Raw genomic sequence first — 18,822 nt, forward strand, 5'->3', positions numbered from 1 at the left:
GCACTTTTTTTGAGATGCGGTTTCTGTTTGTTTACTCTTCTTCTATTTTCGCAATTGCCCCTTTAATGGTTAGGCATACTTCGGTGGAGATCACTTGGTTGAGAATTCCTGCAATTTCACCGAGTTTTTGCGTATCGGCTATCCCGTCATCATTGAAATAACCTTCTTGTTTGAGGCTACCAATAAAGGCGGCAAAAACGGCTCTATCAAAAAATTCGGGGGCATTGATCCCATGTAATACCGATAAACGTTGTGCCACAGATTGGCTGTCTTTTTCAAGAGTAGCACGAGGCATGGCGGGTTCTTTTAACAGAATGCTGACGGTAATATAGTAGCGTTGTAAAATTTCACGCACGCCAGAAGACCACAGTTGTAAGATACGAACACGAGGTTTGTTAATGGATATCATATTCGCATTGCACTTGAGGATATCTTGACGTTGGAATTCCGCAATAATTTGATTAATCCGTTCTTTTAGTTCTTCTTGCGAGAAGGTGAGGAATAATTCACTTTTCAGGAATGGATAAATTTTACTCACCGCTTCTAAGACAAGAGGTTTTTGCATGGCTTCATAATGCAACACGATGCTTGCCACTAAGGAAGGTAACACAAATAAGTGTTGAATATTGTTACGGTAGTAAGTCATCAATACGGCTGAATTACGTTCTAAACGAACGATTTCACCAAAATTATCTTTTTCCACAATAATCCCAACTCGCTCTAACGTTAAAATATGTTCTAACATTGCTTCTGGGGATTCTGTCGGCACCACAATATCTGACGAATAAGGGGCATTTTGCAAGAATTGTTGATAACTTGCTAATTGTTCTAACAATTGTTCACGAGAAAGGGCACGCTGACGTGAAGATAACAATGCAGTGCCTGTGAGGTTCATGGCATTGACGGCTGCAGCCTTGTTAATATTGATCATCACCTGATTTGACACACTATCTACCGCTTGGTTGAACCATTGTGGGCGTTCTTCAGACTGTGTATGCTCTTTCCATTCTGGATAGTATTGGTTGAGATAGTTGCTCAGTGTGATGGGTTCACCAAAGTTGACATAACCTTTGCCAAGGTTACGAAGTTTTTTGATCACTCGCAGCACCAAGCCTGCATTTTCTTTTTCTTTCACGGCACCACGAAGTTCTTTGGCATAAGTATCCACTTCCAGCACATGCTCATATCCTACATAGACGGGGACAATAGAAATCGGGCGAGTTTGCCCTTGTAATAACGCTTGTAAGGTCATGGACATCATGCCCGTTTTCGGGGCAAGTAAACGCCCTGTGCGTGAGCGTCCCCCTTCAATGAAATATTCCACCGAATAACCACGATGAAAGAGTTCGGCGAGGTATTCACGGAAAATGGTGGAATATAAACGGTTACCTTTAAAGGTACGACGAATAAAAAATGCCCCACCTCGGCGGAACATGCCACCAACAGGCCAGAAATTCAGGTTAATGCCCGCTGCAATATGGGGTGGCACTAAGCCTTGATGGTATAGCACATAAGAGAGTAATAAATAGTCAATATGACTACGGTGGCAAGGAACATAAACAATTTCATGCCCATCTAAGGCAAGTTTACGTACACGATCGGCATTTTGTACATCAATGCCTTGGTAAAGTTTATTCCATAACCAACGTAAGAAACGATCAGCAACACGTAACCCTTCATAATTGACGTTGGCAGCAATTTCATCCAAGATTTTCTTCGCTTCTTGAGTGGCTTTTTCCTCACTGATATTTTTGGCTTTCACTTCATCTTTGATTGCCTCCAAAATTGTGGGTGAGGCTAATAGCTTGTTAAACATTGCTTCACGGTTAGGTAAGCGAGGTCCTGTGGCAGAAATGCGTTGCTTGGAAAAGTGAATTTTTGCCACTCGTGCTAATTTTTGTGCGATGGATTGATCGGAACCATGCTCACTGACCATATAGCGTAATGAAACGGCTTGAGAAAATCGGACAAAGGTATCACGACCAAACCAGACCGCCGCAATACATTTTTGAATGCCACTTAATAGACGTAATTGCGGTAAATTGGATTGTTTTTCATGACCTGGTGAGCGTCCCCAAAGTACAGAAACGGGGATCAGTTGCACATCAAGGTCTGCTAATGTGCGGTGTAATTCCAAATATTGATTAAACACGTGAATGGTTTCTTGTTTTGCCCCTTTCGATTTAAAGAAATGACGCCCCTCATCAAGGAATACGTATCTAGGTAAGATTTTATTTTCAATATGGTTCTTTTCTAATGGATCAGGCAACCCCACACTTAGACAGTTTTTGCGAAAAATCACCAGATCTGTTTGCGAAGTGTAAGGCAATACATAAACCACAGGTTGGGCAGTATTTAATTTCAGTTCTTCGATAGGATCATGTGGAATTGGATTATTTTTAACTAAAAAAGACAAAGGCAATTCCAATACTTTGCGGTACATATTTAGAAAACTAAACATAATGAAGTTCCGTTCTTTATAGGTTTATTCGAGAAATTTACGTTAGTTTACCATAAAAATTTAAAATCGTTAGTCGTTGTATATAAAGAAGGTATGCTCAGATTTTGAGTACTGTCTTGTGTGGTATCACTGAGTGAAAATCAATTTTACGAGGGTAACAGCTCGGCATTGTGGTGAAATCACTGGTGCATGGAAAAGAAGATGAACGAAGTTTGTTTAGCAAAGAATCCTGTTGAGTGAAAGCGTTTAATCATCAAGATAAAGATTGCAAGTGCTGACTTTCTGTATATAATAACAGTTATTCTGTATAAAAAAACAGGGGTTAGCATGAAGCCATTTAAAGCATTAACTGCACGTCAGCAAGAAGTTTATGACTTGCTAAAACGTCATTTAGAAACCACAGGTATGCCACCAACACGAGCAGAAATTTCAAAAGAATTGGGGTTTCGTTCACCGAATGCGGCAGAAGAACATTTAAAAGCCTTGGCACGTAAAGGCGTGATTGAAATTATTTCAGGCACTTCCCGAGGCATTCGTTTATTGTTAGAAGATGACAATACCGAGAATGACAGTCAAGGATTGCCCCTTGTTGGACGCGTGGCAGCAGGTGAGCCTATTTTAGCCGAACAGCATATTGAAGGCACCTATAAAGTAGATGCCAATATGTTTAAACCTCAAGCGGACTTTTTGCTAAAAGTTTATGGGCAATCCATGAAGGATATTGGCATTTTAGATGGCGACCTGTTAGCTGTGCATAGCACGAAAGATGTGCATAATGGACAAATTGTCGTGGCTCGCATTGAAGATGAGGTCACTGTGAAGCGTTTAGAACGTAAAGGTTCCGTGATTTATCTGCACGCTGAAAACGAAGAATTTGCCCCCATTGTGGTGGATTTAAATCAGCAACCTAATTTTGAAATTGAAGGCATTGCAGTCGGGATTATTCGTAATAACGCTTGGATGTAATCCGATTTTTGTCCACTTAATGCCATTAAACGCAATGAGGTTCTCGCAATGAGGTTTTCTCGTCTAGTTGCTTGCGATGAGCTTGAGGATGATAAGGATGGTGAGAGTGAAAAGTGCGGTGGTTTTTTTGAATGTTTTACATTTTTATTGAGCGTGGCGTGTTTTTTTATTTCGGCGTAAATAAGGGGTGATTTACCTTGATGAATGAAATAAATCAGCAGAGCGAGGACGACAAAAAATATTCAAAAACACACCGCACTTTGTATTGCAAAAACGTTAATTATCTGTATAATTCACCACCTTACAGCTACATTGAATTTTCGTTCCTTGCTTCCGCAGATGCGTAGCTGGTCTAACAGTCGGAGGCTGATTAACCCGTAAGGAGCAGTAATGCGACACTACGAAATCGTGTTTATGGTTCACCCGGACCAAAGCGAACAAGTACCAGGCATGATTGAACGTTATACAGGTTCTGTTAAAGAAGCTGGCGGTCAAATCCATCGCTTAGAAGATTGGGGTCGTCGCCAATTAGCGTACCCAATCAACAAATTACACAAAGCACACTATGTGTTAATGAATGTAGAAGCGCCTCAAGAAGTCATCGACGAGCTAGAAACAACTTTCCGTTACAACGACGCAGTTCTTCGTAACGTAATCATTCGTACTAAGCACGCCGTAACAGAAGCGTCCCCAATGGTTAAAGCAAAAGACGATCGTAAAGCTTTAGCTGAAGTTGAAAACAACGATTTTGAGGATGCTGAAGAGTAATTTAAAAATTGATAACCGTTTTTCGTTGATAGGCATTGTGGCAAATCAACCGAAACGACACCAAAGCCCAAATGGGATTAGACACTGCCAATTTTTATTAGAACATCGTTCTATACAAGAAGAAGCGGGCTTAAATCGCCAAGCTTGGTGTAAAATGCCAGTCCAAATAAGTGGCAATCAATTAATAGAAAAAACTCAAAGCATTACGGTCGGCAGTCAACTTTTGGTTGTAGGGTTTATAAGCTCTCATAAAGCCGCAAATGGCTTAAATCAATTAGTGTTACATGCCGAGCAAATCGAATTTATAGATTAGGAGACTAGCCAAATGGCACGTTATTTCCGTCGTCGTAAGTTCTGCCGTTTCACAGCGGAAAATGTAGTAGAAATCGATTATAAAGATGTTGCTACATTAAAGAACTATATCACAGAGAGCGGCAAAATTGTTCCAAGCCGTATTACCGGTACTCGTGCGAAGTATCAACGTCAATTAGCGCGTGCAATCAAACGTGCACGTTATTTAGCGTTACTTCCGTACACTGACAATCATCAGTAATTAAAGAGAGGATACGGTAATGCAAGTAATTCTTTTAGATAAAGTGGTTCACCTTGGTAACATTGGTGATCAAGTTGATGTTAAATCAGGTTTCGCACGTAACTTCTTAATCCCACAAGGTAAAGCGGTTATGGCAACTAAAGCCAACATCGAATATTTTGAAGCACGTCGTGCTGAATTAGAAGCGAAAGCCGCTGAAGTGTTAGCCGCAGCACAAGATCGTGCAGCGAAATTAGCAGAATTAGCTTCTGTCACTATCATTTCTAAAGCAGGTGATGAAGGTCGTTTATTCGGCTCAATCACAACACGTGATGTTGCGGAAGCAGTGACTTCTGCAGGTGTGGAAGTTGCAAAAAGCGAAGTTCGCTTATCAACTGGTCCAATCCGTACTTTAGGTGATCACGAAGTGAAATTCCAACTTCACGGTGAAGTATTCGCAACAGTTAACGTGATCGTTGTTGCTGAATAATTAACAAAACGTGATACTTTAAAAACCCAGCATAATTGCTGGGTTTTTTTTATGGCTGATAACAACATCTTGTTTGGATTTTTTGTTTGGATTCGTGGCAATCACTATCTGTCGTAGAGAAAGCGGTTTGGCAAGGTAAAAACGTTTTTAAAAGACACCGCACTTTTCGAAAGAGCGTATTGGGAAATGAGTAGGAAAGGAGAAATCTTATTGCTTAGTATGATGATGTCCTCACGCAATAAGATTTCTTGTCTGATAATGCTCTTTAAAACAAGCTACACAATTAATATTTTTGGCAAGTGGTGGTGGCAAGTTTTCCTGTCGAAGCATAGTTTTTCTCAGGATATGTCAAGGTGTTTTGCCCTTGTTTTTCTTGCCATTTGAGGGTGTTTTTATCATTGATATAAAGAATTTGACCCGCAGAAGAATGGTTGTTGAGGTAAGTAATATAACTGTCTTTACCATCGCTAAATGCCATGCTAAGTACACCATTATCACGTTGCTTGATGGAACCTTTGTAGCCATTTTCACAACGGAACTTCATCAGTTTGCCTGATGATTTTTCTAAACCCGCAATGTTTACCCCATCAAGGCTGAGGCAGCCTGTTGTTGCCAAGGCAATAGCCAGTGGAATGAATTTTTTTACGATACGCATAAAAGCTCCTTATTGATGAATATGAAATAGGCTCTCCAAAATAAGAGAGCCGAATTCAATATGAAAAACAAATGTGGATTTTACGCTATTTCTTGCATTATGCGTAGTACATTTCAAATTCTACTGGGTGTGGCGTCATATTTAAACGTTCTACTTCTTTACGTTTAATGTTGATAAACGCCTCAATGAATTCTTTACTGAATACGCCACCTTTGGTTAAGAACTCGTAATCTTGTTCTAATGCATTTAATGCTTCTTCTAATGAACTTGCCACAGCAGGAATGTTTTGTAACTCTTCAGGTGGTAAGTCATAGAGGTTTTTATCCATTGCATCACCTGGGTGAATTTTATTAATGATGCCATCTAAACCAGCCATCAATAAAGAGGCGAATGCCAAGTATGGGTTAGCAAGTGGATCAGGGAAGCGAGCTTCAATACGAATAGCTTTCGGGTTGGTCACTGCTGGGATACGAATAGAAGCAGAACGGTTACTTGCAGAATAAGCAAGTAATACAGGTGCTTCAAAACCAGGGACTAAACGCTTATATGAGTTTGTTGAAGGGTTAGTGAAGGCATTTAAGGCTTTTGCATGTTTGATAATGCCGCCGATATAGTAAAGTGCGGTTTCAGAAAGCCCAGCGTATTTATCCCCTTGGAAAACGTTTTTGCCCCCTTTGCTTAATGACATATTACAGTGCATGCCTGAACCGTTATCACCTGTAATCGGTTTTGGCATAAAACAGGCTGTTTTACCATGCTCGTAAGCGACGTTTTGAACCACATACTTATAAATTTGGGTTTCATCGGCTTTTGAGGTTAATGTGTTAAAGCGAGTAGCAATTTCGTTTTGCCCTGCGGTTGCCACTTCATGGTGGTGTGCTTCAATCACTAAGCCCATTTCTTCTAAAATCAAACACATTTCTGAACGAATATCATGTGCACTATCAATGGGTGCAACGGCACAATAACCGCCTTTTTTCAATGGACGATAAGCATTATTGCCATCTTCATAGCGTTTATTGGTGTTCCATGCTGCTTCAATATCATCTACGGTATAACTGTTGCCATTCATGTTGACCTGAAAACGAACATCGTCGAATAAGAAAAATTCAGGTTCTGGTCCAAAGAAAGCGTCATCGGCGACACCAGTTGAACGCATATAGTTTTCGGCACGCATTGCAATAGAGCGAGGGTCACGGTCATAGCTTTGCATGGTGGAAGGTTCGAAAATACTGCAGCGGATAGAAAGGGTTGGGATTTGGGCGAAAGGGTCAACAACGGCGGTTTCGGGGATAGGCATCAGGAGCATATCGGCTTTATTGATCGCCTTCCACCCCTCAACGGAGGAACCGTCAAACATTTTACCGTCTTCAAACAAATCTTCGTCCACAAGGCTAATTGGGAGAGAAACTCCATGTTCTTTGCCTTTGATATCGGTAAAACGAAGTAAAACAAATTTGATATCGTATTCTTCAATCAGTTTGAATACGTTCGTGATGGCTGTTGTGTTTGGCATAATGCAAATCCTCTTTTATTAGGGGGTTTTTAAGAATAAGCTAATATTATAAAACAGCCGTTGAAAAATAACATAATTTTTATGCGATTTTTTGTATGATTATTTAATAGCTCATTTGCTCAAAAAGTTGTATAATCTTGACCCTTTCGCATATTTTTTAGCTATAAATGCGGTTAAAAAAGACATTTTTCATATTTACATAAGATTTTTTCAATGACAGACAAAATAGATATCAATAAATTGCGTAATATCGCAATTATCGCACACGTTGACCACGGTAAAACCACCCTTGTTGACAAACTTCTGCAACAATCTGGCACATTAGAAGCGTCTCGCGGTGAGAGTGATGAGCGTGTGATGGATTCAAATGATCTCGAAAAAGAACGTGGGATCACGATTTTAGCCAAGAATACAGCAATTAATTGGAACGACTACCGTATTAATATTGTAGATACCCCAGGACACGCCGACTTCGGGGGTGAGGTAGAACGTGTAATGTCAATGGTAGACTGCGTATTATTAATCGTTGATGCGTTTGACGGTCCAATGCCACAAACCCGCTTCGTAACACAAAAAGCCTTTGCTCACGGTTTAAAACCAATCGTAGTAATTAACAAAGTTGACCGCCCAGGTGCACGTCCTGATTGGGTGGTGGATCAAGTATTCGATCTTTTCGTGAACTTAGGTGCAACTGACGAACAGTTAGATTTCCCAATTATTTATGCTTCAGCGTTAAATGGCGTGGCAGGTTTAGATCACGATGATTTAGCAGAAGATATGACACCATTATTTGAAGCGATCGTGAAATATGTGGAACCACCAAAAGTGGAACTTGAACAGCCGTTCCAAATGCAAATTTCACAGCTTGACTATAACAGCTATGTAGGTGTTATCGGTATTGGGCGTATTAAACGGGGTTCAGTCAAACCAAACCAAACAGTAAGCATTATTGATAGCGAAGGCAAAACGCGTACAGGTAAAATTGGTCAAGTATTAGGTCACCTTGGTTTACAACGTTATGAAACTGAACGTGCTTATGCGGGCGATATTATTGCGATCACGGGCTTAGGGGAATTAAATATTTCCGATACCATTTGTGATATTAACAATGTGGAAGCATTACCTGCATTAAGCGTGGATGAACCAACAGTAACAATGTTCTTCTGCGTAAACACCTCACCATTCTGTGGTAAAGAAGGTAAATATGTTACCTCTCGCCAAATTCTTGAACGTTTAAACAAAGAATTGGTACACAACGTAGCATTACGTGTAGAAGAAACGCCAGACCCAGATGCGTTCCGTGTTTCAGGTCGTGGTGAATTACACCTTTCGGTATTAATCGAAAATATGCGTCGTGAAGGCTATGAGTTAGCGGTATCACGTCCACGTGTTATTTACAAAGAAGAAAATGGTCGTAAACAAGAGCCATTTGAGCAAGTCACCATTGATATTGAAGAACAGCATCAAGGTTCTGTGATGGAAGCTTTAGGGATTCGTAAAGGTGAAGTGCGTGACATGGTGCCAGATGGTAAAGGTCGTACTCGTTTAGAATACATTATTCCAAGCCGTGGCTTGATTGGCTTCCGTGGTGAGTTTATGACAATGACTTCAGGTACAGGGTTACTTTACTCAAGCTTCAGCCATTATGATGATGTGAAACCAGGTGAAATCGGTCAGCGTAAAAACGGTGTGTTAATTTCTAACGCAACAGGTAAAGCATTAGCGTATGCCTTATTTGGTTTACAAGAGCGTGGGAAATTAATGATTGAACACGGGGCAGAAGTGTATGAAGGGCAAATCATTGGGATTCACAGCCGTTCAAATGACTTAACCGTAAACTGCTTGCAAGGTAAAAAATTAACCAATATGCGTGCATCAGGTAAAGATGAGGCAGTAGTGTTAGTGCCACCTGTGCGTTTTACCCTTGAACAAGCCATTGAGTTTATTGATGATGATGAATTAGTTGAGGTGACGCCAACCTCCATTCGTATTCGTAAGAAATTATTAACGGAAACGGATCGTAAACGTGCAAGCCGTACTACAACGAGCACAAGCACCCATTAATTCATGTTATGATGACAGTGAACGACCGTACGAAAGTGCGGTCGTTTTTTTTCTTTTTTTGACTAAAAAATAGTCGAGTTGCTTTTTTTCGTGCTATAGTGTTTGACCTGTGAGAAGACGGGAACAGGAAGAAAAAGGGCATTTTGGCAAAAAAGTGTTTATTTGGGTATTTATTAAGCTTTTCTTAATATTTATTTTGTTTAATAGACACATCAAAAAGCAATATGCTTTTTTACTTCTTGATTTTATTTAACGTTTATATAGGAACATATGATGAAAAAATTAATGACATTCGCTTCACTTTTGGCTATTTCTGGTATGGCTGTTGCTCAAGGTGGCTTTAAAAATACACAAAATACGCAAGCAGGTGGTGGCTATGGCCCTAACAGTGCGGTGACTACGGTAAAAGCGGCATTAAATGCAAAAGATGATACCTATGTGTCTATCGAAGGTCATATCGTCAGCCAAATTGATGGTGATGAATTTATTTTCCGTGATGTGGCAGGTTCTGAAATTCGCATTGATGTTAGTGATCGTGCTTGGAATGGTCAAACCATTCAACCTTATGATCGCATTGTGATTCAAGGAACTGTCGACAAAGAGTGGAATAAAACTGATATTGATGTCAAAAACATCATTAAAAAATAATCAGCAAAGTGCGGTGAAATTTTTTCAAAAAACACCGCACTTTTTATTTTCCCTATTTCTCAATCTCTAAGATCACGGCTTGGTCGTGCTCCCCTTCTACGATTTGCCAGCGAATATTAAACTCCGCTAATCGAATACCATAAATCCGAGTTTGTGCTTTGTGCTGTTGATAGGCAGGACGAGGATCTTGGGCGATCACCTCACAGAGAAAACGCCCAAAATTGGGGTGCTTCTGTTCAATGTTGATTAATTGTTGCTGTGCTTTGGTGCTGAAATGCACGTTTAATGTCTGTTCTGGTTTGTGTTGGGCAAAACCTGATTGTGCCTGTGGTTCACTATCGGCATAAGCAAGATAGGGTTTGATATCCAAAATTGGAGTGCCATCCACTAAATCCACAGCCCCTAAATGAATATACACCTTACCTTGTTGGCACTCCACATGGCGTAACGCCACTTTGGATAGCCCTAAAGGGTTGGGTCTGTGTGTGGCACGAGAGGCAAAAACGCCAATACGTTGATTGCCACCTAAACGGGGAGGACGAACAGTGGGGTGCCATTTTCCTGTCGGCACTTTATCAAACTGAAAAATGAGCCAAAGATGACTAAATTGTTCTAACCCCCGTACGCTTTCTGGTTGGTTATAAGGGGGGAGTAATTCAATCACTCCTGTGCCATCTTGCACCAAATTCGGTTGGCGTGGTACGGAAAATTTTTCTTTATAAGGCGTATGAATAATGCCTACGGGATGTAACTGGAGGGAGACGTCAGACATATTTTCCTTCGTGTCGTGATTTCGTGTAGAATAACTGCGGTTGACTATTTTACGCAAAAGTACGTTGAAAATCGTGCTTTTTCTTTTCTAAGTGATGTTTATGACAAAAAATGCATTAACCATGTGGGTGGAAACCGCAAGACCTAAAACCTTACCGCTAGCCATTGCCTCAATCATGACAGGGGGGGCGTTAGCTTATTGGTCTGGTCAATTTAGTGGGGTAATTAGCTTACTCTGTTTATTGACCACGGTATTATTACAAGTGTTATCAAATTTTGCGAATGATTATGGAGATCATCAAAAAGGCAGCGATACAACGGAACGCATTGGGCCTTTACGAGGTATTCAACAAGGGGCGATCAGTGCGACACAGTTAAAAGTGGGTTTACTCCTTGTGGCATTGGCAAGCCTATTATCAGGGGCGATTTTAATTGTGGTGGCTTATCAAAACATGGCAGATTTGCTCGTGTTTGCGGGATTAGGCGTGTTAGCGATTATTGCGGCAATTACCTATACCGTAGGCGAAAAGCCCTATGGCTATATGGGCTTGGGCGATATATCGGTTTTATTATTTTTTGGCATTTTAGGGGTGGGCGGCACCTATTATTTGCAAACCACATTCCTCAATCTTGCGATTCTTCTGCCTGCTATGGCAACAGGTTTACTTGCCACGGCTGTTCTGAATATCAATAACTTACGGGATATTGAGCAAGATAGAAAAGTGGGTAAGCACACCTTAGCCGTTCGCTTAGGTGCCAAAAAAGGACGTCTTTATCATTGTGTTTTGTTAAGTGTTGCGTGGTTATGTCATCTTCTCTTTGCGTGCTGTTATGTGAAACATTGGGCAGGTTTTGTGTTTTTATTGGCAACCCCGCTTCTGATGAAGCATGCATTATTTGTTTATCGTAGCCAAGATCCTCTCTTATTGCGTCCAATGTTGGCTCAAATGTCAATGATTGCACTCTTGGTGAATGGCTTGTTTAGTTTAGGCTTGCTTATCAGCGTATTATAGGCATATACTAAGCTCGTGAATTTTCCCCAAGAAATAAGGTAATTTTATGTATATTGACACTTCAGAATTATGCGATATTTATTTAGATCAAGTCGATGTCGTGGAACCTATTTTTTCGAGCTTTGGTGGTGCCAGCCATTTTTATGGCAAGATCACAACAGTGAAATGTTTTGAAAACAATGGGCTTATTGCAGAAGTCTTAGAGGAGAATGGCGAAGGTCGTGTGTTAGTTGTTGATGGTGGTGGTGCGGTACGCCGTGCTTTAATTGATGCATCACTTGCACAACTTGCGGTCGATAACGGTTGGGAAGGCATTATTGTGTATGGTGCAGTACGCCAAATCCAACAATTAGATAACTTAGATATTGGTATTCACGCACTTGCACCGATTCCAGTGGGTGCCGATGATAACAATCTTGGCGAAACCGATGTGGCGGTCAATTTTGGTGGTGTCACTTTCTTCCCAGAAGATTATGTGTATGCAGATTTAACAGGCATCATCTTATCGCAAGAACCGTTGGAACTGGATGAATTTCATGAAGAATAATTTTGTTATCATGCTAAAATAAAAAAGTGCGGTTAAAAAATAAAAATTTTAACCGCACTTTTTTATTTTCGGGTTAATTTTATGAGTCTGTTCACAAATCTATAAAAAATGCGTTGCTTTTTATTAACGTAATGGTAATTTTCGAATGGACATTGTTAGGAGTGTGAACCAATTCTCTATTGCTCATCTTTTTATTTAGAAGGATAACATTATGAATATCGCCGAGATGCCAACGAACAGTGGCGTAAATCGAAACGCTATTATTTTTTTAGTGGATGTTGTTATATTTTTTATTTTATTAAATGTTTTACCCTTTGACCCTAAAGCGAATAAAGGTCTTGCATTATTAGTATTTGTGGCGATTTTGTGGTTGACGGAAGCCCTTCATGTCACCATCACCGCATTGCTTGTGCCACTGCTTGCCATTAGCCTTGGTTTAGTCGCAACCAAAACGGCATTGTCAGAGTTTGCTAACCCGACTATTTTTCTTTTCTTTGGGGGATTTGCTTTAGCCACTGCCTTACATATTCAGAAACTTGATCGCATGATTGCCAATAAAATCATGCGATTAGCCAATGGACACTTATTTTTAGCCAGTATTTATCTTTTTTCGATTACAGCATTTTTGTCTATGTGGATGAGCAACACCGCCACAGCAGCAATGATGCTCCCGTTGGCAATGGGGATTCTCAGCCAAATGGATAAAGAGGAAAACCACAATACTTACGTCTTCATGCTATTGGGGATTGCCTATAGTGCGAATATTGGTGGTATGGGAACCTTAGTGGGAAGTCCACCGAATGCCATTGTGGCATCACAATTAAAATTAACCTTCTCTGATTGGTTGCAATACGGTTTACCTGTGATGCTTATTTTAATGCCGTTGATGATTGCCACACTGTATATCGTCTTTAAGCCGAAATTGAGTACCCGTTTCGAACAAAGTTTTGAAACAATCAAAATGAATAAACAACGCCTGCTCACGTTGGGGATCTTTATTGGCATTGCGTTATGTTGGGTGTTCAGTAGCCATATTAATCCGATTTTGTCTCATGCATTAGGTTTAGAGAAAAAAATTGCCAGCTTCGATAGCGTGATCGCCTTGTTGGCTGCGGTGGCAATTTGTTCCACTGGGGTCGCAACTTGGAAACAAATTCAAGATAATACGGATTGGGGGGTATTAATGCTCTTCGGTGGTGGTTTAACCTTAAGTGCAGTATTACGTGATTCAGGGGCAAGTAAAATTTTAGCCGATGGGATTGTGTTTTTAATTGAAGGTGGACACTTCTATTTGATCGGTGTATTAGTGGCGGCATTTATCATTTTCTTAACGGAATTTACCTCAAACACCGCCAGTGCGGCTTTGTTAGTGCCAATTTTCATTTCAATTGCACAGTCTTTAGGGGTGCCAGAGCTTGGCTTAGCGTTAATTATTGGTTTAGGGGCATCTTGTGCCTTCATGCTACCTGTCGCCACTCCACCAAATGCCATCGTGTTTGGTACGGGGGAAGTTAAACAACGTGAAATGGTAAAAGCAGGGGTGATCCTCAATATTGTGTCTATCTTTGTGATTGCGACACTCGGTTATTTCTACTGGTTAAATTAATCCTCCGCAAGGGACGTCTCTTGTGAGATGAATCAACATCAAGTGCGGTCTGTTTTCGTAAACTTTTTCAAAACAGACCGCACTTTATTATGGGGAAAATTTATTTCCCGATACAAAATGAGCTGAAAATATTGCCCAACAAATCATCAGAGGTGAATTGTCCTGTAATTTCACTTAAATGGCTTTGCACCATGCGGAGTTCCTCTGCGAGGAGTTCACCCGCATAAAACTGTGTAAGTTGGACATGCCCTTGTTGTAAATGTCGTGCAGCTTGCTCTAAGGCTTCAAGATGACGACGACGGGCAAGGAAGCCACCTTCCATATTCGTTTGATAGCCCATGGATTGTTTTAAATGTTCCCTTAACAGGCTAACACCTTGTTGTGTTTTGGCGGAGAGGGTAATAATGGTATATCCCTTTTCCTCTTTAATCCCTTCCTTTTCACCACTCAAATCGGCTTTGTTACGTACAATCGTAACCGGAATATGGGTTGGCAGTTTGCTGAAAAACGTTGTGCGAATGTTTTCTAAATCTTGATTATCGGGTTCCGTGCTATCTAGCATCAATAAAATGCGATCCGCTTGTTCGATTTCACTCCAAGCTCGCACAATGCCAATGCGTTCCACTTCATCGGTTGCATCACGTAATCCTGCGGTATCAATAATATGCAATGGCATGCCATCAATATGGATATGTTCCCGCAAGACATCGCGTGTGGTACCTGCAATATCGGTCACAATTGCCGCTTCACGGCCTGCAAGTGCGTTGAGCAAGCTCGATTTTCCTGCATTTGGACGACCTGCAATCACCACTTTCATGCCTTCTCGTAGAATGGAGCCTTGTTTTGCTTCAGAACGCACATGGTCGAGCTGTGTAATGATCTGATTCAGGTGAGCTTCAATTTTCCCATCGGCAAGGAAATCAATTTCTTCATCAGGAAAATCAATCGCCGCTTCTACATAGGTGCGTAAATAAATTACGCTGTCCACGAGAGCATTGATTTTATTAGAAAATTCCCCTTGTAAGGATTTTAAGGCTGAACGGGCGGCTTGTTCCGAGCTGGCATCGATTAAATCTGCGATGGCTTCTGCTTGGGCTAAATCCAATTTATCGTTTAAGAAGGCTTGCTCGGAAAATTCACCTGGGCGAGCGAGTCGCAACCCTTCAATGTGTAAAATCCGTTTCAGGAGTAAATCTAATACCACTTGCCCACCATGCCCTTGTAATTCCAACACATCTTCTCCAGTAAAAGAGTGAGGGGCTTTGAAATACAAGGCAATCCCTTGATCTAACACCGTGCCATCAAGATCTTTAAAGGGTAAATAATCTGCCATGCGTGGTTTAGGACATTTCCCTAACACCGCATGAGCAACCTCAACCGCTTTCGGGCCAGAAATTCTTAAAATCCCGATACCGCCACGTCCAGGGGCAGTAGCTTGTGCAACAATTGTTTCTTTCATAGTTTCAATCATCGATTGGTTTTTTTACTGCTTTTGAAAGGCTTCCAATATTTTTATTTAATTTAGGTTTAGATATTCGCAAAATTAATGATTCAACATGTTTAGGATAATCCGAGAATAGAGTATATCCAACATCGTATGCTGATATATATTTTGTAACTTCGCTTCTTTTTGTTGGTTTTTTTAGAATACCTTTAGGAAATGAAATTGGAACATCTCTTTTTAATGCATCAGATATTTCTTGTTGTAACTTTGATGCTTTGCCTACATATATTAACTCGCCCATTGCATTGTAAAATGCATATATACCAGCAGAGTTTTTATGTTCTTGGAGCATTTCTTTTAACTGATCCGCCATTTTAGCATCTGAATTATATTCACAAAACTCAGAAATAATCTTGAATTCAGGTACAGTTGCACAAAATATAATATAGTCTAAAGTTGATTGTTGTGGAATAATTTTACCATCAATCCAAGAGCGAATTTGTTGTATTGAATATCCCGTTTTTTCTCCCATTAGTTTAAGATTGTTTTTAAAGTAAGACGAAAGAAAATAGTTTAGAACAATAGTTTTGTCATGTCTCATATAAAAGATACTTATAATAAAAGGTATCTGAATAGATACCTTCTTGATTGGTAATATTATTTATGGCGAGAATGTAAACCTTTTTTCTCTAAACCACGATAAATTAATTGCTGTTGTGCCATTGTAATCAAGTTGGATACTAACCAGTATAATACCAAGCCTGAAGGGAACCACAAGAAGAACACCATAAAGATTAATGGCATGAAGTTCATGATCTTCTGTTGAGTTGGATCAGCCACTGGGGTTGGCGACATTTTTTGCAGTAAGAACATCGATGCCCCCATTAAGATCGGTAAAATGAAGTACGGATCTTGTGCCGATAAATCTTGAATCCAACCAAAGAACGGTGCATGACGCAATTCAACGGCTTCTAAGAATGTCCAGTACAATGCGATGAAAATTGGCATTTGAAGAATAAGCGGTAAACAGCCACCCAGTGGATTTACTTTTTCTTCTTTGTAGAGTTTCATCATTTCTTGGCTCATACGTTGACGATCGTCACCAAAACGCTCACGCATTTCTTGTAGTTTTGGTTGTAACATCCGCATTTTTGCCATAGAGGTGTATTGTGCTTTGGTTAATGGGTATAGCAAGGCTTTTACGACTAAAGTGACTCCAATAATCGCAAGACCCCAGTTTTGCACGAGACTTTGAATAAAGGTCAATAGCCAGAACAACGGTTTCGCGATAAACCATGCCCAACCGTAATCCACCGTTAAATCTAAGTGATTTGCCACGCTTGCCATTTGATCTTGCAATTTTGGTCCTGTCCAAAGTGAGCTTTTAATGGTCTCTTTGGCACCCGCAGGGATAACGCTCGTTGGGCCACGATAGCCGATAGAGGCAATATTGTTGGCTTTGTCCGTTAAACTATAAAGTTGGTTATCTGCGTCTTGGTTTGGAATCCAAGCGGAAACGAAATAATGTTGTAATACCGCAACCCAGCCTGCTTTGGTGGAAATAGACAAGTTGGCTTTTTCCATATCGGCAAAGCTGTATTTTTTATAATTGGTTTCAGAAGAAGAATAGGCACCGCCAGTATAAGTTGGCATGGCAACATTTCCCGTATCTTCCACTAAGGTGTGACGTAATTGACCATAAGGTTCCACTTCAATGGCTTTATCACTTTGGTTATCAATTTCAAAGTTAACAGCTACATCGTAAGCACCACGTTTTAACACAAACACTTTACGGAAGATCACACCGTCTCTTTCAACCGTCAATGGCACAACAAGCTCATTTTGACCTTCTGCCAATTTGAAGTTATCCCCTTCAATTTGATAGTTAGCACGACCTGTTTTGCTATCAATACCGTCTTTACCAACTAAACCACTTTGTGCGATATACACATGATTGGCTTTATTGGTTAATAAGGTAAATGGCGTATTGGAGTCTAACTCTGCATCATATTTTAATAATTCAGAATGAATGACATCACCACCTAAGGTATCGACTTCTAAACGGAAGACATCATTTTCTAAGGTGATAACTCGCCCTTGTAATTGTGTTGTCGTTGCAATACCTGACGTGGCAGAAGTAGAACTAACGGGTACATCAGAAGATGCTTTTACTTGTTCAGTGGCAACGGGTTTTGGCGTGTGGTAATCATGTTGCCATTGCTGATAAACAAGAAAAGAAATGAAGAGTAGTGCGATGACTAACAGGCTACGTCTTGAATCCATTATTTTTTCTCTTTTTTGTTATTGATCTTTGGTGGAACAGGATCGTATCCACCCGCGGTTAAAGGATGACATTTTAATATACGTTTCAATGTAAGCCAACTCCCTTTTATTGCCCCATGGGTTTTTAAGGCTTCAATACCATAGTGAGAGCAAGTGGGGGTAAATCGGCAGCGAGGACCAATGAGCGGACTAATGACGAGTTGGTAAACACGAATTAACCCAATCAAGATTTTTGAGCCAAGCGAATGTGTCTTTGCCATAATTTATCCAAGGTTTGAGTGAGGGTACGGTTATCTAATTTCCCAATGCCTTGCTTTGCCACAATCACAAAATCACAATGAGGGAGCTGATGCTGAGCTAAGCGAAAGCTTTCACGGCATACACGTTTGATCCGATTGCGGTCATGAGCTCGTTTTAAATGTTTTTTTGCAACAGTCAAGCCTAAACGAGGATGCTTAAGAGGATTAGGGCGGGCAAGAATGGTAATTTCAGGCGTACTAGCACGGAACGGCTGTTCAAAGACGTATTTAAAATGAACGGGAGTTAACAAACGTAACTCCCTAGAAAAATTCAGCTTAATCACACCAATGGGTTAGGATTATGCAGATAAAGATTTACGACCTTTAGCACGACGACGAGCTAAAACTTGGCGGCCGTTTTTAGTTGCCATACGAGCACGGAAACCGTGAGTGCGGCTACGTTTTAACACTGATGGTTGAAATGTACGTTTCATAACTATAATTTACCTAAATCAAAAATTGTTCAGTAATCTTGAAAACAAGGATTAATAAAATAAGGAACGGAATTGTAATAAGAAATTCAACGTTCGTCAAATTAGAATAGGCAAAATGAGTAAATAAATCTCAGTTTTCCTAATTAAAAGCAAAAGTGCGGTTCGGATTATACGTTTTTTGCTGAAAATCTCAAGCAACCTTTTTAGATTTTTTTGTGCCTTTCTTGAAGATCTTTGGCGGAGTTTATTGTAGAATTGGGATTCCTTGAGACCGCATATTTGGCGGACGTTCTTCAAATAAATTTAACTATAACGATAATAGAAT

Annotated in this window: 20 protein-coding genes; 10 read left to right on the forward strand and 10 right to left on the reverse strand. The window is 40.3% G+C overall.

Annotated features, from left to right (window positions below; all coding sequences use genetic code 11):
* Window positions 1–31: 31 nt before the first annotated feature.
* A complete protein-coding gene (gene plsB / locus ACPEEM_RS12280; RefSeq protein ID WP_424402314.1) occupies window positions 32–2,461 on the reverse strand; it encodes a glycerol-3-phosphate 1-O-acyltransferase PlsB in 2,430 nt (809 codons plus the stop codon).
* A 327-nt stretch (window positions 2,462–2,788) separates the two neighbouring features.
* Here plsB and lexA point away from each other — a divergent pair, with 327 nt between their 5' ends.
* The 5 genes from lexA to rplI all read left to right on the forward strand — a co-directional run bounded on the left by lexA (window position 2,789) and on the right by rplI (window position 5,217).
* Window positions 2,789–3,427, forward strand: a complete 639-nt coding sequence (lexA, locus tag ACPEEM_RS12285; protein ID WP_424402315.1) for a transcriptional repressor LexA — start codon at window positions 2,789–2,791, stop codon at window positions 3,425–3,427.
* 390 nt (window positions 3,428–3,817) lie between these two features.
* Window positions 3,818–4,195: a 30S ribosomal protein S6 gene (rpsF, locus tag ACPEEM_RS12290; protein ID WP_046339564.1), complete on the forward strand. Its 378-nt coding sequence runs from the start codon at window positions 3,818–3,820 to the stop codon at window positions 4,193–4,195.
* The gene (gene priB / locus ACPEEM_RS12295; protein ID WP_424402316.1) at window positions 4,182–4,508 is read left to right on the forward strand and encodes a primosomal replication protein N; all 327 of its coding nucleotides are present in this window, start codon (window positions 4,182–4,184) and stop codon (window positions 4,506–4,508) included. The genes rpsF and priB overlap by 14 nt, the downstream gene beginning before the upstream one ends.
* Window positions 4,509–4,520: 12 nt before the next feature.
* Window positions 4,521–4,748 (forward strand): 30S ribosomal protein S18, encoded by a 228-nt coding sequence (gene rpsR, locus ACPEEM_RS12300; RefSeq protein ID WP_005717555.1) that lies wholly within the window; start codon window positions 4,521–4,523, stop codon window positions 4,746–4,748.
* A 19-nt stretch (window positions 4,749–4,767) separates the two neighbouring features.
* On the forward strand, window positions 4,768–5,217 hold the full coding sequence (gene rplI, locus ACPEEM_RS12305; RefSeq protein ID WP_424402317.1) for a 50S ribosomal protein L9: 450 nt from the start codon (window positions 4,768–4,770) through the stop codon (window positions 5,215–5,217).
* A 283-nt stretch (window positions 5,218–5,500) separates the two neighbouring features.
* Here the strand turns inward: rplI and ACPEEM_RS12310 are convergent, their stop codons facing one another.
* On the reverse strand, window positions 5,501–5,872 hold the full coding sequence (locus ACPEEM_RS12310) for a hypothetical protein (protein ID WP_424402318.1): 372 nt from the start codon (window positions 5,870–5,872) through the stop codon (window positions 5,501–5,503).
* A 97-nt stretch (window positions 5,873–5,969) separates the two neighbouring features.
* A complete protein-coding gene (gene glnA / locus ACPEEM_RS12315; protein ID WP_424402319.1) occupies window positions 5,970–7,388 on the reverse strand; it encodes a glutamate--ammonia ligase in 1,419 nt (472 codons plus the stop codon).
* A 213-nt stretch (window positions 7,389–7,601) separates the two neighbouring features.
* Here glnA and typA point away from each other — a divergent pair, with 213 nt between their 5' ends.
* Both typA and ACPEEM_RS12325 read left to right on the forward strand, forming a co-directional pair.
* Window positions 7,602–9,452 (forward strand): translational GTPase TypA, encoded by a 1,851-nt coding sequence (gene typA, locus ACPEEM_RS12320; protein ID WP_424405317.1) that lies wholly within the window; start codon window positions 7,602–7,604, stop codon window positions 9,450–9,452.
* A 273-nt stretch (window positions 9,453–9,725) separates the two neighbouring features.
* Window positions 9,726–10,100, forward strand: coding sequence for a YgiW/YdeI family stress tolerance OB fold protein (locus tag ACPEEM_RS12325; protein WP_424404144.1), 375 nt, complete (start codon window positions 9,726–9,728; stop codon window positions 10,098–10,100).
* 52 nt (window positions 10,101–10,152) lie between these two features.
* Here the strand turns inward: ACPEEM_RS12325 and tsaA are convergent, their stop codons facing one another.
* The gene (tsaA, locus tag ACPEEM_RS12330) at window positions 10,153–10,872 is read right to left on the reverse strand and encodes a tRNA (N6-threonylcarbamoyladenosine(37)-N6)-methyltransferase TrmO (RefSeq protein ID WP_424407240.1); all 720 of its coding nucleotides are present in this window, start codon (window positions 10,870–10,872) and stop codon (window positions 10,153–10,155) included.
* 100 nt (window positions 10,873–10,972) lie between these two features.
* Between tsaA and ACPEEM_RS12335 the strand changes: the two genes are divergently transcribed.
* From ACPEEM_RS12335 to ACPEEM_RS12345, 3 genes are all read left to right on the forward strand, one after another.
* Window positions 10,973–11,884 (forward strand): 1,4-dihydroxy-2-naphthoate polyprenyltransferase, encoded by a 912-nt coding sequence (locus ACPEEM_RS12335; RefSeq protein ID WP_424405319.1) that lies wholly within the window; start codon window positions 10,973–10,975, stop codon window positions 11,882–11,884.
* A gap of 46 nt (window positions 11,885–11,930) precedes the next feature.
* A complete protein-coding gene (gene rraA / locus ACPEEM_RS12340) occupies window positions 11,931–12,431 on the forward strand; it encodes a ribonuclease E activity regulator RraA (RefSeq protein ID WP_424402323.1) in 501 nt (166 codons plus the stop codon).
* A gap of 211 nt (window positions 12,432–12,642) precedes the next feature.
* On the forward strand, window positions 12,643–14,037 hold the full coding sequence (locus ACPEEM_RS12345; RefSeq protein ID WP_424405321.1) for a DASS family sodium-coupled anion symporter: 1,395 nt from the start codon (window positions 12,643–12,645) through the stop codon (window positions 14,035–14,037).
* A 100-nt stretch (window positions 14,038–14,137) separates the two neighbouring features.
* Here ACPEEM_RS12345 and mnmE read toward each other — a convergent pair whose 3' ends face one another.
* From mnmE to rpmH, 6 genes are all read right to left on the reverse strand, one after another.
* On the reverse strand, window positions 14,138–15,496 hold the full coding sequence (gene mnmE / locus ACPEEM_RS12350; RefSeq protein ID WP_424402325.1) for a tRNA uridine-5-carboxymethylaminomethyl(34) synthesis GTPase MnmE: 1,359 nt from the start codon (window positions 15,494–15,496) through the stop codon (window positions 14,138–14,140).
* A gap of 4 nt (window positions 15,497–15,500) precedes the next feature.
* Window positions 15,501–16,013 (reverse strand): hypothetical protein, encoded by a 513-nt coding sequence (locus ACPEEM_RS12355; protein WP_424402326.1) that lies wholly within the window; start codon window positions 16,011–16,013, stop codon window positions 15,501–15,503.
* A gap of 125 nt (window positions 16,014–16,138) precedes the next feature.
* On the reverse strand, window positions 16,139–17,764 hold the full coding sequence (gene yidC, locus ACPEEM_RS12360) for a membrane protein insertase YidC (RefSeq protein WP_424402327.1): 1,626 nt from the start codon (window positions 17,762–17,764) through the stop codon (window positions 16,139–16,141).
* Window positions 17,764–18,024 (reverse strand): membrane protein insertion efficiency factor YidD, encoded by a 261-nt coding sequence (yidD, locus tag ACPEEM_RS12365; RefSeq protein ID WP_424405325.1) that lies wholly within the window; start codon window positions 18,022–18,024, stop codon window positions 17,764–17,766. The genes yidC and yidD overlap by 1 nt, the downstream gene beginning before the upstream one ends.
* Window positions 17,988–18,347, reverse strand: coding sequence for a ribonuclease P protein component (gene rnpA / locus ACPEEM_RS12370; protein ID WP_424405327.1), 360 nt, complete (start codon window positions 18,345–18,347; stop codon window positions 17,988–17,990). Before rnpA ends, yidD begins: the two co-directional genes overlap by 37 nt.
* Window positions 18,348–18,362: 15 nt before the next feature.
* Complete coding sequence (rpmH, locus tag ACPEEM_RS12375) at window positions 18,363–18,497, reverse strand: 50S ribosomal protein L34 (protein WP_005539760.1); 135 nt, start codon at window positions 18,495–18,497, stop codon at window positions 18,363–18,365.
* Window positions 18,498–18,822 lie beyond the last annotated feature (325 nt).

The sequence above is a fragment of the Pasteurella pantherarum genome (assembly GCF_049670885.1).
Taxonomy (GTDB): Bacteria; Pseudomonadota; Gammaproteobacteria; order Enterobacterales; family Pasteurellaceae; genus Pasteurella.